The organism is Sorangiineae bacterium MSr11367 (genome assembly GCA_037157805.1).
Taxonomy (GTDB): domain Bacteria; phylum Myxococcota_A; class Polyangia; order Polyangiales; family Polyangiaceae; genus Pendulispora; species Pendulispora rubella.
This window is the reverse complement of sequence record CP089983.1, coordinates 4,246,734-4,260,135: the sequence shown is the minus strand read 5'-3', so window position 1 is coordinate 4,260,135 and position 13,402 is coordinate 4,246,734. Positions and strand designations below refer to the sequence as shown.

The following is a 13,402-nucleotide window of genomic DNA, read 5'->3' as shown; positions in this document are numbered from 1 at the left end:
TCGAACTGATGGGAGCTCTACACTCCGAGCTGGGGATCAAGCCCGAATGGTGGTGGGAGGCGACGACCAATACGGCCATGCCGACAGGCGGCAGCAACGATCGCTTCGCGATACCCGCGCATCCAGCAGCGAAGCTATTTCCCATGGCGACCGACGCCGAGCTTCACGAACTCGCCAGCGATATTCGGGCAAACGGTCTTCGTCAGCCGGTCGTCCTCATCAAGGAAGGAGGACAACTCGCGCTCCTCGACGGGCGCAATCGCATGCTTGCATGCGAACTCGCGGGTATCGCCCCGACCTATTTGATTTGGCAGGGGCTCGATCCGATCGCCTACGTCGTCTCCGCGAATCTCAAACGTCGACAGTTGACTCCGAATCAGCGCGCGAGCCTCGCGACCCAGATTGCCGAGCTCTATGAAGAAGCAGCGAAACGGCGAAGCGAGCCTCGCCCGGACCAAAACAACACGTCGCGCATACGAGGCCACGGCCAGATCACGCGCTTTGCCAAATCCAGCACGAATGAATTGCTCGTCGCCCCCGCGCCATCGACATCGCTCGTGCACTCGACCGCACGCGACAGCGTGAGCACTGAGCACACCGTCGCTTCGCACGGAGAGGACGCAATGCCGAGGGAGGTGTCCGATGGAACCTGAAAAGCGAACATGGCCGCCGTCATTCGGCGGCTCGCCCATCGGCAAGGATCGCGTCGTGGCCGCAGAAATCGGCGAACTCCTAGAACGAGAGCGTCTCTGCGAATCGGTCGCGGCGACCGATTCGATGATGCAAGCGCTCTATCCGAACGGGATCGCGCCCGAGCACATGGCCGACGCATTCGGGATTCTCCGGATACTCGACCAAATGGTCCGAATCGCTCAGCGAAAGAGCACGTCGGGCGAGTCCCCGTGGCGACTCGTCGCGAGCTACGCGATCCTCGCCGCCGTCCGGCACGAACCTGGGTTCGCGGTGTCGCTGGTCGACGAGTTGCAAGCCAGGCTCCGTTACAAGAGGGAGAAGGCGTGATGGCTCGTGCGAATTCGCTCGCGCCGGCGTTCGCTCCTCGTCGGACTGCCGTGGCCAGCTCCGAGCAAGACCTCACACGGGTTCTTTCCGAGTACGAGGAGACGGTCGCCGCCACCCAACGGATCTTGACCGAGATCCACGACGGGCTCCGACGATTGGCGGTCGCGATCACCCGGCGTGAGGACGCGCGCGCTGCACTCGAGCGATTGCAGGTGCGTCGATGAAGCCGAGCAATTTGGACGCCCTCGCGCGAGCCTGCCGTGACAACAAGATGTCGCTCTGCGCCATCCGACAGGTCTGCGCCGAGCTCCGCGAAAATGTACAGCGTGTGAGCCTTGCGCTCGCCCGACGGGATGAGGCCCTGGCCCGGCTTAAACTCGCCCTCGACCCGAAACAAGAGAGGTCCCGCCGTGAGCGACCAGCAACATGAGCAGGGCGACGGCCTCTCCGCGGATGCACTCGAGGTCCTTGGTCACGAGGAGATCGCTCGGGGGCATGCACGCCTCGCACAGGCGAAGCGCATTCGCGCCGATGAGTCGGCTGGTGTCAATGACACACTCATCGACAAAGATAATTGCAAAGCCCTCCGGCTCACACCGCGCTCTTTCGAGGATAACGCGCATAGGGGCGCGTTTCCTGCGTTCAAATCCGGCGGCCGGCTCGTGGCATACCGCGCGGATGTCGATCGGTGGATTCGCTCGCGAAAGGTGACGGTGCGGAGCGCCTTGCCGCTTGAGGACGACGTTGGCGAAGCTTACGAATCCACCATCGACCGCATGCGTGGCGGCGCCCGTTAGCCGTCGATTTTTTTTTGCGATAGGAACCAACGGAGGGAACGCCGATGCAAGAGAAACGAAGTGCACGCAATCGCACCGGCACGCTCGAACCGTGGAGAGACGCTCAAGGGCGCCTTCGATACCGCGCTCGAATTCGATTGGCCGACGGTTCACGTCCGCGGGTCCCCGTGCCGGAAGGCTACTCGAGAGCAAAGGCGCGCGACTTTGCCAGGGCAACGCAAGAAAGAGAAAATGCCCAGGGAAAGCTCCTCGCAGCAAAGCGGGCGCGCCTCGAACGCACATCATCGCAGACCGATGGCCAGGCAAGCGATCGCTGGTTCGACGCATGGGAGGCTGCCCGCAAGGCGAAAGGCCTTACCTCCACCCGCGACAACCGCGCGCATTTTCGGGAACACATTCGCCCCGTCCTAGGCGGCAAGCACGTGAAGGATTGGACGCCCGACGATCTGCGCGCGCTCGTGCGCTCCCTGGATGCAAAGATGCGCGAAGGCGCCATCGACTGGAAGTACGCCGCGAACATCTGGGGCACGGCCACGAAGATGTGCGCCGATGCTGTTCGTTCGAAGATCGAACCCCTTCGCGTTCGAAGCGATGACCCGTCCACCGACGTTGAGGGCCCCGACCGCGGTGCCCAGAAAGCGAAACAGTTCCTCTACCCGAGCGAGTTCCTACAATTTGTGACGTGCACGGACGTGCCCGTGAAGTGGCGTCGTGCTGTCACCTTGGCGATCTACCTCTATCCTCGCGACGGCGAGCTCCGTGTTCTCCGTTGGGAAACTGGAGACCTCGACTTGGAACACGACGCCATCCACATTCATCGGGCTTGGGATCGCCGTGCTCGCAAGGTGAAGTCGACCAAGACGGGTGTCTCGCGTCGTTTCAACCTCGAGCCAGAAATACGACCGCTGCTTCGAGCCATGCGCCAGGAGGCTGGCGGCAACGGCCCCGTGGTCGAAATGCCCAGTGAACGCGACATGGCTCGCGGCCTCCGTCGCTGGCTCCAAAAGTCAGGCATCGCCCGGCCCGAGCTCTACACGTCGACGGGCACCACCAAGGCGCTCACGTTCCATGATCTTCGCGCGACCGGCCTCACATGGATGGCCGTGCGCGGCGATGATCCGTTGAAGATCATGCACCGCGCCGGTCACACCAACTTCGGCACGACGAAGATTTATATTAGGACGGCTGAAGCCATCCGTGATGGCTTCGGCACTGTCTTTCCTGCTCTACCGACGTCGTTGGTCCAGCAAACCGGACCACCGACGTCGCAACTGCTTGATTGTACTGCGGGGCGGACGGGACTCGAACCCGCGGCCTCCGGCGTGACAGGCCGGCGTTATAACCGACTTAACTACCGCCCCAGATTGGCCTTTGCTGCAATAAGTTACTTTACTCTAGTTGGTCTGCTTTGCGTTGCTTGCTCCGTTTGGAGTTCGCGTCTTCTACATCAACCGGAGGAAACTTCGAAGAGTTTTTTCGGTTTTTTTTCCGTCCGTCCCTTGCTGCGTCTTCGGTGGGCGGGACAGGGCTTGAACCTGCGACATCCGGCTTGTAAGGCCAGCGCTCTACCGCTGAGCTACCCGCCCCGGCGGAAAGAGAGCGCTCATAAAGCAGCTTCAGAGCTCTTCGGTCAAGAAAGAAAATCGAGGGTACGGATCATTCGACACGTGGACGGCCACCTGGACGGGCAGTTGGTGCATGCGGATCCCAGGGGTGGGGGGAAATTGTCCCGTCTGGTAGCGTATTTTCCGAGTGCTAGCTTGGCCGGCATGAACAACAGCATCTCCCTTCGGTTGGCTGCTTCGTTGTCGTCGGTTGTCTTCGCCTCTGCCCTCGTGATCGCATGCGGAAGCAGCGATGACGGCCAAGGCAAGTCGAAGCTGCCCGTCGATGGCGATGGTGGAAAGAGCGACAGTGGTGGTGGCGACAAGCCGCCGCCGGGCTGGTCGTCGGTGGTCGGCGACGTCGGCACCTTCGTGCAGACGTTCGACGAAGAAAACTGGCAGGAGCGCTCGATCAGCGCCCGCAATCTGTACGGCGTCGGCTGCATGGGGAACTACATCGGGTGGGCCGTCGGCAGCGAGGGCGGCGTTTGGTACACCGTCGATGCCGGTAAGACCTGGATCGATCAGAGCTCGGGAACGACGTCCGCGCTGCGCACCGTGCGCTTCTTCGATACGAAGCACGGCGTCATCGCCGGCGACAATGGCGCGCTCTCCGTGACGGAAGACAGCGGCCAACATTGGCGCGTGGTGACGGATACGCCCAAGATCACGCTGCGTGGCGCCGCCGCCGCGAAGAGCGGTCTCTTCGTCGTGGCAGGCGATGGCGGCACGATCCTTCGCTCGCTCGACTCCGGCGCGACGTTCACCAAGAGCACCATCCCCGGCGCCGGTGACTTGCGTGGTGTCGCGGGCGACACCGATGGTGCGATCCTTCTCGCCGCGGACTCGACGGGACACATCTTCCTCAGCCGCGACAACGGCGCGACGTTCGCGCTCGAGCAGAACGTCGGAGTGCCGCTGAACCACATCACGGTCAGCAGCCACGGCGACTTCGCCATGGCCGTCGGCCCGGGCGGCAAGGCGTTCACGCGCAGCGCCGATGGCACCTGGCACGCGTCCAACACCGGAACGACGGCGGACCTGAATGCGTCCCTCATCGACTCGGGCGAGGGCTACCTCACCCGCCGCTACTGGTACGTGGCCGGTGCGAACGGGACCTTGCTCGGCAGCGAGGACCGGGGCGCAACCTGGACCAAGGTGCCGCTCAAGACCACGGCGACGCTCTACGGGTTGGAGGACCTGTAGACGACCTCGAGGACGGTCCCCATTTGGAACTCCGCCGTCCCTGGAGGCAGGGGCGGCGGGTCCGAGCAGGCGGGCTCGTCATGGCAGGCGAGAAGCTCCGCGACCACCGTGCGTGGCGCTTCTGGCCCGGTCACCGTGAAGGTCGCCGCCGAGCCACCGACCCAGGTGGCCCGCAGCGAGCCGGCTTCGGGCGACGGATCGACGGCGCGTCCGTCCATCTCGAGTGTGACGCCCCTCGGGAGCCAAAGGGAAAGCGCGAGGCGCGATGGACGCGCGCTGGCGGCGATGACGAGGCGGTCTTGCTCGACGCGGAGCACGGCGCCAGGTTCCGATGCAGCACCGACGGGCGTGCCGGTGTCCGTGTAGACGGCGAACTCCTGCCAGGGGAGCGGCGGCTCCAGGCGTGGTAGCTTCGTGGCACCGGGCGGAACGAAGGCCTCCGAGAGGGCACCGAGCATCCATGTGGCGTGGTGCGAGCGCGCGATGCGCCACACGCCGGCCGGATCGGACGCGGTGATGCGGGGCGTTCGCCAGGCGACCAGCGTGGCCACGACCAACGCGGCGGCGGGAAAAAGGGCTGCACGCGGGGTAGGCCGCCACGGTGGAAGCGACGCCACGGTCGCGAGGGCCGCGAGCATGGCGAGGGCGCACAAGCCTTCCCTTCCGAGCCCATCGTAGATGGCCAGGGCGGGTTCGCAGAGAACCAACGCCGCAACGAAACCGCCGAGCGCGGGAGCCTGCGCGGGCCCCACGAGCATGGCCACGCCGGCAACGAGCGACGGCACGATGAGGAGGAAGCTCGCGCCCGGAAGCACGAGGTGGAGCACGATGCCGAGGGCAGCGAGCATGGTCCACGTGCCGGCCCACGCATCGTTCGACGGCGTCGGCGTGGAGGCGAGAACGCCCACGAGCACGCCCAGCGAAAGTGCGGCGCATTGGAACGCGAGGGGCGCGGCGGCCCATGGCGTGGGGTGCAACAGCATCAGGGGCCACGCCGCGAGGCCCGCAAGCGGAATCGCCCCGCATGCGAGGGCCGCGTGCACGAAGGCGCGACGCGAAGGGCGGAGCCGCACCGACGCGGCGGCGCACGCGAGAAAGGCGGCCACCGCGAGGAACGCGTTGAAGCCCTCCCCCCAACGCGCAACGGCGAGGCCGAGTACATCGAAGTAGACCAGGCGGCCGTCCGGCCCCGAGGGCGGCGGGGTCGACAACAAATCGAAAATTTGTTCGCCGAGCTGCTGCACGGAGCGCGTGTCCATGTGATCGACGCGATCCGCGGTCGTGTGGTACCGCAGCGGGTGCCCGATGAATGCGAAGTTGAGCCCCGGCGCGCCATCGCGATCGAGCACGGTGAAGTCCGTGTCGTTGGGCAGCCGTTCGGCGATGGCCTGCAACAGCGAGCTCGTGTTCGGGTGCCGGCTCGCCTGCGCATACCAATGAACGGCGCGGGCCGAGTCGGGATTGCTCTGAAAGAGGAACACCGGGCCGCCCGTACCGCGCGCATCGGCGTTGAGTAGGAAGTCGAAACGGGGGACGAGCTTCTCTCGTTCTTGCCCTTGCGCGAACAACGCCGCCCCCAAAAGCCCCGCCTCTTCTCCGTCGGTGAAGAGAAACCAGGGGCGCGCGGTGACCTGCGCTCCGGCGGCGATCGCGCGTGCGAGCTCGAGCAAGGTCGCGACGCCCGCACCGTCGTCGGACGCACCGGGCCCCGCCGGCACCGAATCATAATGCGCGGCCAAGAGAATGCGCGGCTGTCGATCGTCGCCGCGCACCAAGATGTTGCGCGGCCTCCCGCAGGTGGCGTCGGCCCCACACGCCGTGCCCTCCACCACTTCCGGCGCGTAGCCACTCTCTCGAAGCTCCGCGACGATGCGCCCGGCCACCGAGGCGTTCGCATCGCTGCCCATGGGATGCGGTCGCTCGCCCGGTCCCAGGATACGTCGCAATGTGCCCACCGCCCGATCTGCGGAGAAGCTTCGCGGCGGCGCGGAGTCCGGAAGGCTTGCCGGCAACCGCAATTGCAAGGCGACATATCCCACTACGAAAAGAAGCAAGACCGCGATACGCATCATGGATCCAAATAGGCACCTTACACCATCGATTCGTCCTGGCACGACGACACGGCGGCATTTCGAAATTCGTCGAGAGCGTCATCGATGGATCGAGGCGCACATTCAGACATAAGTATCCGACCCGTCTCGACAATTCGCCGCGTGGACGCTCCCGGCCATGGCCAACGGACGCTCTCGGCCGATTCCATCGATACGGCGCAAAATCCCCTCGAAATGCGCGCTCGCGCGCTCTGGCATCGCCAATGCAGTTGCAGGAGAAGCAGGCGAAAGCAGCATCGCGCAGCGTCAAACCGTCCGGTCTAGACATCGGGCTTACTTTGAATTGCATCGCTCATTGGAAATCAATGAGGTCATGCAATCGATATCCATGGTGATGAAATGACAGATCATCGCTCGCAAGGCATGACGGACGGACAAAGGGCCCTGTGGTTTCTCGACAAGCTCGCCCCCGAGCGCCGCGCATCGACGGTGGCCCGCGCGTTTCGATTCCACGGTGAGGTCGATGAACGGGCCCTGGAACGGGCGCTGGACGAACTGCCGGCGAGGCACCCTTCCCTTCGAAGTGCCTTTCCCCTCGAGGGCGATGGCCCGGTGCGGCGCGTGTTGCCCGCCATGGGGCCGTGGCTTCGGCGCATCTCGGGCGAAGGGCTCAGCGACGAGCAGCTGCGTGCACTGCTCTCCGAGGAGGCATCGCGTCCGTTCGATCTGGAGCGAGGACCTGTGGCGCGCGCGGTGCTGGTCACGCAAGGTTCGCGCGGCGCCGTGCTGCTCTTTGCGGTGCACCATATCGTGACCGATCTGGGTTCCTTGCTCATTCTGGCGGACGATCTTGCGCAGCTTTACGGACAGATGCGCGATGGGGCGTTGCCACCGTCCGTGCCCGAAGAGGATCGGTGGCCCGCCTACGTGGAGGGCGAAGAGGCCTACCTCGAGGGCCCCGCGGGAAAGGCCGCCGCGGCGTATTGGAAAGAGCGGCTCTCCGGCGAGCTTCCGCCGCTGGATCTGCCCGCGGATCGCCCGCGCCCCGCCGCGCCGTCGTTCCGCGGAAAGCGGGCGACCTTCGCCCTTTCCGCGCAATCGAGTGCCGCCCTGGCCTCGTTTGCGCGCAAGCAGGGTGTCACGCCCTACGTCGCGCTGCTGACGGCGTTCTACGCGCTTCTCTTCCGCTACACCGGGCGATCGGATCTCGTGGTGGGCACCCCCACCGTGGGACGCGAGCGCTTCGCATTGCGGCGTACCACCGGGTATTTCGTGAATCCCATTGCGGTTCGTGCATCGGTCGAGGAACGCGATGGCTTTTTGCAGCTGCTGGAAACGGTGCGCCAGTCGGTCAAGGACGGTCTCAAGCACCGCCGCATCCCCTTTCCGCGCGTCGCCTCCAGCATTCGTGCGAACCGCGATCTGCCGCATGCCCCCGTGTTCCAATTGCTCTTTCAATGGTTGGCCGCCCCTGGAGACGATGCGCTGGGCCTGAACGCACTGGCCATCGACCAACCCGGATATGTTTGCAACCTGGGGGCCCTGCGGGTCGAGGCATTTCTGTTGGACCGACTGTCCATCGAATTCGATCTTGCGATTTCGCTGGCCGAGACGCCCGGCGGTATCGGCGCCGCCATCGAGTACAGCTTGGATCGGTTCGATCCGGAAACGATCCAAAGGCTCTGGGCGCACTACGAGCGCCTGCTCGCGTCGGCCTTGCTGGAGCCCGAGCGCCCCATCGCGTCCCTTCGCATGATCGACGAGCGCGAGCGACGAACGCTGCTCGACTGGGGTACCACCGAGTTCGTGACGCCCGCGGCGTCGGCGGCATGCCTGCACCAACTCGTCGAGGAGCAGGCGGGGCGGACGCCGGAAGCCGTGGCCTTGCGCGTCCAGGACCGCGAGCTCTCCTACCGCGTTCTCAACGCGAGGGCCAATCAGCTCGCCCGAAGGCTCCGCGCGCGGGGCGTGGGGCCGGAAACGCGCGTGGGCATTCGGATGGCGCGCTCGGAGGCCTTGGTCGTGGCCTTGCTCGCCGTGCTCAAAGCCGGCGGCGCGTACGTGCCGCTGGATCCGAGCTACCCGGAGGCGCGGGTCCGCGCCATGTTGGAGGACTCGGGGGCCAAGCTGGTGCTCACGGACGCCGACGTCCATCGAGATGCGATTGACCATGAGTCGCAAGAGAATCTGCCTTGCGAGACGAGCGCGGACTCGCTCGCGTACCTGATCTTCACCTCCGGTTCGACGGGCAGGCCCAAAGGGGTCGCCATCGAACATCGCAGCGCGGTGGCGCGCATGGCCTGGGCACGCACGCGCTTTTCGCATGACGAACTCGCGTGCGTACTGGCGTCGACCTCGATCTGCTTCGATTTATCGGTTTTCGAGCTATTTGCGCCGCTCAGCGTCGGCGGCACCGTCGTGCTCGTGGCCGATGCCCTGGCGATCTCCGAGGTGCGCGACGCCGGGATCCGCCTGATGAACACGGTGCCGTCGGCGATGGCGGCGTTGGTTCACGCCCACGCGCTGCCGCCCTCCGTGTGCACGGTGAACCTGGCGGGCGAGGCACTCCCCGGGGAGCTGGTGCGGGCCACGTACCGCGGAGGGCACGTCACGCGGCTGTACAATTTGTATGGCCCTTCGGAGGACACCACGTATTCCACCGAGGAGCTGGTCGCGCTCGATGTCCCCTTGTCAGTGCCCATCGGACGACCGCTGCCGGGAACGCGGGCCTACGTCGTTGATGCGCGCGGCGAGCTGGCGCCCATCGGCGTGCCGGGGGAGCTGTACCTCGGTGGCGTGGGGCTCTCGCGCGGATACATCGGGCGGCCGGAGCTCACGGCGGAGCGGTTCGTACCGGACGCGTTCGGCGAGGTGCCCGGGGCGCGCCTGTACCGCACGGGGGATCGCGTACGCTGGAATACGCGCGGCGTGCTGGAGTTCTTGGGACGCAACGACGAACAGGTGAAGGTGCGCGGGCACCGCATCGAGCTCGGGGAGGTCTCCGCGGCCATGATGGCGCACACGAGGGAGGCCGCCGTGGTCGTGGAACGCGACGCCGGCACGGGCGCGCGGCTCTTGGGCTATTGGGTGGCACGGTCGGAGGGTCCGCACGACGCGGAAGGCCTGCGCGCGGCGCTCGCGAAGCTTTTGCCCGGGTACATGGTTCCGAGCGTACTCGTGCGACTGGATGCCCTGCCGCGCACACCGAACGGAAAGATCGATCGCGCGGCACTTCCACCGCCCGCGGCGACGGAGGCGGTGCGGACGGCCTTCATCGCCCCGCGCGATGCGCAGGAACGGCGGGTGGCCGCGGTGTTCGAGGAGCTCTTGGGCATTGCCCGCGCGGGTGCGGAGGACGATTTTTTCGAACTCGGCGGACACTCGCTCTTGGCGACGCGTGCCGTGGCCCGTCTGCGCGATGCGACGGGGGTCGATCTCCCGCTGCGTACCCTGTTCGAGGCGCCCACGGTCGCAGCGCTGGCCCGCCGGCTCGATGGCCGCGCGGCGGCGGAGCACGCGAGCATTTCCCCCGTGGGCAGGACGCAACCGTTGCCGCTCTCCTTCTCGCAAGAGCGACTGTGGTTTCTCACGCAGCTCGACCCCGCGAGCACGGCGTACAACATGCCTGCGGCCGTGAAGCTGCGCGGTCCACTCGACCAGGGCGCCCTGGTGCGCGCGCTCGAGGCGGTGGTGGCGCGGCACGAGGTGCTGCGAACCCGCTTCGTCACCCGCGATGGCCGGCCTTTCCAGGAACCGGCGCCGAAGATCGATTTTCACGTCGAGATCGAGGCCGAAGGGCTCGAGCGCCTCGCGCTCGCCCACGCGAACCATGTCTTTCGCGCGGACGAGGGAGAACTGCTGCGCGCAACCATCGTGCGCCTCGGGCCCGAGGAACACGTGCTCTTGCTCACCTTGCACCATCTGGTGGCCGATGGCTGGTCGCTCGGTGTGTTGTTGCGGGAGGTCGCCGCGCACTACGCGTCGGCCGAGCTTCCCGCGCTCCCGATTCAATATGCCGATTATGCAACGTGGCAGCGCGATCCGTCACGCGAACGTGCGCTGGATACGCAAAAGGCCTATTTCAAATCGGTCCTCGAAGGCGCACCTTCCTCCATCGCCCTGGCCGGTGATCATCCGCGGCCGGCCGTGCAGAGCACACGCGGTGCGCGGCTCGATCGCGGCCTCGATGCGGGGATGCGGCACGCGGTGGAATCCCTGGCCCGCGAGCAGGGTGTGACTCCGTTCATGGTGCTGCTTGCCATGTTCGCCGGATGGCTGAATCGGTACACGCACCAGACTGACTTGGTCATTGGAAGCCCCGTGGCGAACCGCACGCACGCCGAAACGGAAGGGCTCATTGGCTTCTTCGTGAACCTGTTGCCTCTGCGTGCGAATGCGGCCCAGGATCCGACGTTCCTCGCGTTCGTGCATCGCATTCGAGAAAGCGCGTTGGGCGCGTACGAGAACCAGGACGTCCCCTTCGAGCAACTCGTCGAGGCCCTGCAGCCGGCGCGCGATCCGAGCTACACGCCCCTGTTCAACGTGACGTTTGCGCTTCAAAATACGCCGTTCCCTCGGCTCGAGCTCGGGGATGTGCAGCTCGAGGTGCTGCCCCACGTCACCACCACGTCGAAATTCGACCTCTCGCTGTCGATATCCGATCATGGCGCGGGCGAATGGCTCGCGAGCTTCGACTATTGCACCGATCTGTTCGAGCCCGCGACGGTGGAGCGCATGGCCGCGCACTTCGAACGCTTCGCGCGTTCGGCGCTCGCGACCCCCGAGCAACGGCTTTCGGCGCTGCCCCTGCTTTCTCAGGAGGAGCGGCGCACCTTGCTTCAGACGTGGAACGATACGGCCGTCGCGCTTCCGCGGGAGCTGTGCGTTCATCGCTGGGTCGAAGCCCGCGCGCGCCTCACCCCGGATGCCATCGCCGTGTCCGACACCGAGGAGAGCCTCACGTACGCCGAACTCGATGCGCGGGCGAACCGCCTGGCCCATTGGCTCGTCGCACAACGGATAGCGCCCGCCTCGCTCGTCGGCATTTGCCTTCGCCGTTCGGCGCGCCTCGCGGTGGCCGCGCTCGGGATCTGGAAGGCGGGGTGCGCGTACGTGCCCATGGATCCTGCTCACCCGGGCGAACGTCATGACGCGATCATCCGCGATACGGGCATGGCCGCCTTGGTGACGAGCGCCGACGTGCGCGCGGGGCTTCCGGCCACGCTCCCGCGAACGCTTCTCGTCGAAGCGGGCGATACCCGTACGGAGCCCAGCACGCCCGTCGATCGCCAAAGCACCGGGACCGATCTCGCGTACGTGATTTACACCTCGGGCTCGACGGGGCGGCCCAAAGGCGTGCCCATTGCCCACGCGGGGCTGGGCAACCTCGTCGCATGGCACCTTCGCGTGCACGCCGTGAGCGCGGCGGACAAGGCGACGCTGATTGCGGGGCCCGCGTTCGATGCCTCCGTTTGGGAGCTTTGGCCTTACCTCGCCGCGGGTGCGAGCGTGCACGTTCCGGACGACGAGACGCGCACCTCGGCCGAACGGCTCGCCTCCTGGCTGGCGGCTCGAGGCATCACCATCGCGTTCCTGCCCACGCCGCTCGCCGAAGAGGTGCTCGCGCAGGAGCTGCCGGAGAACCTCGCGCTTCGCACCGTGCTCACCGGGGGCGATCGGCTCCATCCCGTGACGCGCCCGCTGCCGTTTGCATTGTGCAATCACTATGGCCCCACGGAGGGTACCGTGGTGGCCACGTGGGCGCGGGTCGAACCCGGGGCGCATGCGCCGCCGATTGGCGCCCCGATCGACAACATGCGCGCGTACGTGCTCGATGCCCATGGGGAGCCTGTGCCGCAGGGCGTGCCCGGGGAGCTGTACCTCGGAGGCATCGGCCTCTCGCCGGGGTACGTCGGCCGGCCGGAGTTGACCGCCAAACGCTTCGTGCCCGATCCGTTCAGCGCCATCCCCGGCGCGCGATTGTACCGCACGGGCGATTGGGTGCGCTGGCGTGCGGGCGGCGTGCTGGAGTTCCTCGGCCGCGACGACGACCAGGTGAAGGTGCGCGGGCACCGCATCGAGTTGGGCGAGGTCTCGACGGCGCTGCTGGCCCATGCCCGCGAAGCCACCGTGGTCGTGGAGCGCGACGAACGGCTGGGGGCGCGCCTCCTCGGCTACTGGGTGCCCCGCCCCGGCGGTCCAGCGGACGCGGCGAGCCTGCGCTCCGCGCTGGTGAAGCAGGTGCCCGGATACATGATTCCGAGCGTCCTCACACCGCTCGATTCCCTGCCGAAAACCCCAAACGGCAAAATCGACCATGCGGCGCTGCCCCGGCCAGCCGAGTCGGCGCACGCGTACGTGGCACCGCGCGACGAAGGCGAAGCGCTGGTGGCACGCGTGTTCGAAGAGGTGCTCGGCGTGGCGCGGGTGGGCGCCGAAGACGACTTTTTCGCGCTGGGCGGGCACTCCCTGCTCGCGACCCGCGCCGTGGCCCGCTTGCGCGACGAGACGGACGTCGACCTTCCGCTCCGCGAGCTGTTCGAGTCGCCCACGGTTTCCGCCATTGCAACCTTGCTCACGCGGCGCGCCACCGAGCCGCGTGAATCCATCGTACGGACGATCTCCAAAACAGAGGACCTGCTCGCGCGGCTGGAAGATCTCTCGGAGTGCGAGCTCGACAATGCGCTGGAAGCCCTGCAGCGCGAAGAGGATGCGGCCCAATGAG

General features: G+C 66.4%; 7 protein-coding genes and 2 tRNA genes. 6 read left to right on the top strand and 3 right to left on the bottom strand.

Features of this window, described 5'->3' with window-relative positions; genetic code table 11:
* Positions 1 to 8: 8 nt before the first annotated feature.
* From LVJ94_17145 to LVJ94_17130, 4 genes are all read left to right on the top strand, one after another.
* On the top strand, positions 9 to 653 hold the full coding sequence (locus LVJ94_17145) for a ParB N-terminal domain-containing protein (GenBank protein WXB08948.1): 645 nt from the start codon (positions 9 to 11) through the stop codon (positions 651 to 653).
* Complete coding sequence (locus LVJ94_17140; GenBank protein ID WXB08947.1) at positions 643 to 1,020, top strand: hypothetical protein; 378 nt, start codon at positions 643 to 645, stop codon at positions 1,018 to 1,020. Before LVJ94_17145 ends, LVJ94_17140 begins: the two co-directional genes overlap by 11 nt.
* A complete protein-coding gene (locus tag LVJ94_17135) occupies positions 1,020 to 1,244 on the top strand; it encodes a hypothetical protein (GenBank protein ID WXB08946.1) in 225 nt (74 codons plus the stop codon). Before LVJ94_17140 ends, LVJ94_17135 begins: the two co-directional genes overlap by 1 nt.
* 186 nt (positions 1,245 to 1,430) lie before the next feature.
* Positions 1,431 to 1,817, top strand: a complete 387-nt coding sequence (locus LVJ94_17130; GenBank protein ID WXB08945.1) for a helix-turn-helix domain-containing protein — start codon at positions 1,431 to 1,433, stop codon at positions 1,815 to 1,817.
* A 1,287-nt stretch (positions 1,818 to 3,104) separates the two neighbouring features.
* On the opposite strand, the gene LVJ94_17125 is transcribed toward LVJ94_17130, so the two are convergent.
* Positions 3,105 to 3,178, bottom strand: a tRNA-Asp gene (locus tag LVJ94_17125).
* Positions 3,179 to 3,331: 153 nt separating this feature from the next.
* Positions 3,332 to 3,403: transfer RNA gene (locus LVJ94_17120), tRNA-Val, on the bottom strand.
* 183 nt (positions 3,404 to 3,586) lie between these two features.
* Here LVJ94_17120 and LVJ94_17115 point away from each other — a divergent pair.
* Positions 3,587 to 4,627, top strand: coding sequence for a YCF48-related protein (locus LVJ94_17115; protein WXB08944.1), 1,041 nt, complete (start codon positions 3,587 to 3,589; stop codon positions 4,625 to 4,627).
* Here the strand turns inward: LVJ94_17115 and LVJ94_17110 are convergent.
* Positions 4,606 to 6,699: a M28 family peptidase gene (locus LVJ94_17110; protein ID WXB08943.1), complete on the bottom strand. Its 2,094-nt coding sequence runs from the start codon at positions 6,697 to 6,699 to the stop codon at positions 4,606 to 4,608. The genes LVJ94_17115 and LVJ94_17110 overlap by 22 nt on opposite strands.
* 378 nt (positions 6,700 to 7,077) lie before the next feature.
* Between LVJ94_17110 and LVJ94_17105 the strand changes: the two genes are divergently transcribed.
* A complete protein-coding gene (locus LVJ94_17105) occupies positions 7,078 to 13,401 on the top strand; it encodes an amino acid adenylation domain-containing protein (protein ID WXB08942.1) in 6,324 nt (2,107 codons plus the stop codon).
* Position 13,402 lies beyond the last annotated feature (1 nt).

Excerpts from the sequence above, each read along its gene's own strand:
- LVJ94_17145 (WXB08948.1), top strand. The coding sequence starts at position 9 with ATGGGAGCTCTACACTCCGAGCTGGGGATCAAGCCCGAATGGTGGTGG.
- LVJ94_17105 (WXB08942.1), top strand. The coding sequence starts at position 7,078 with ATGACAGATCATCGCTCGCAAGGCATGACGGACGGACAAAGGGCCCTG.
- LVJ94_17110 (WXB08943.1), bottom strand. The coding sequence starts at position 6,699 with ATGATGCGTATCGCGGTCTTGCTTCTTTTCGTAGTGGGATATGTCGCC.
- LVJ94_17135 (WXB08946.1), top strand. The coding sequence starts at position 1,020 with ATGGCTCGTGCGAATTCGCTCGCGCCGGCGTTCGCTCCTCGTCGGACT.
- LVJ94_17115 (WXB08944.1), top strand. The coding sequence starts at position 3,587 with ATGAACAACAGCATCTCCCTTCGGTTGGCTGCTTCGTTGTCGTCGGTT.
- LVJ94_17140 (WXB08947.1), top strand. The coding sequence starts at position 643 with ATGGAACCTGAAAAGCGAACATGGCCGCCGTCATTCGGCGGCTCGCCC.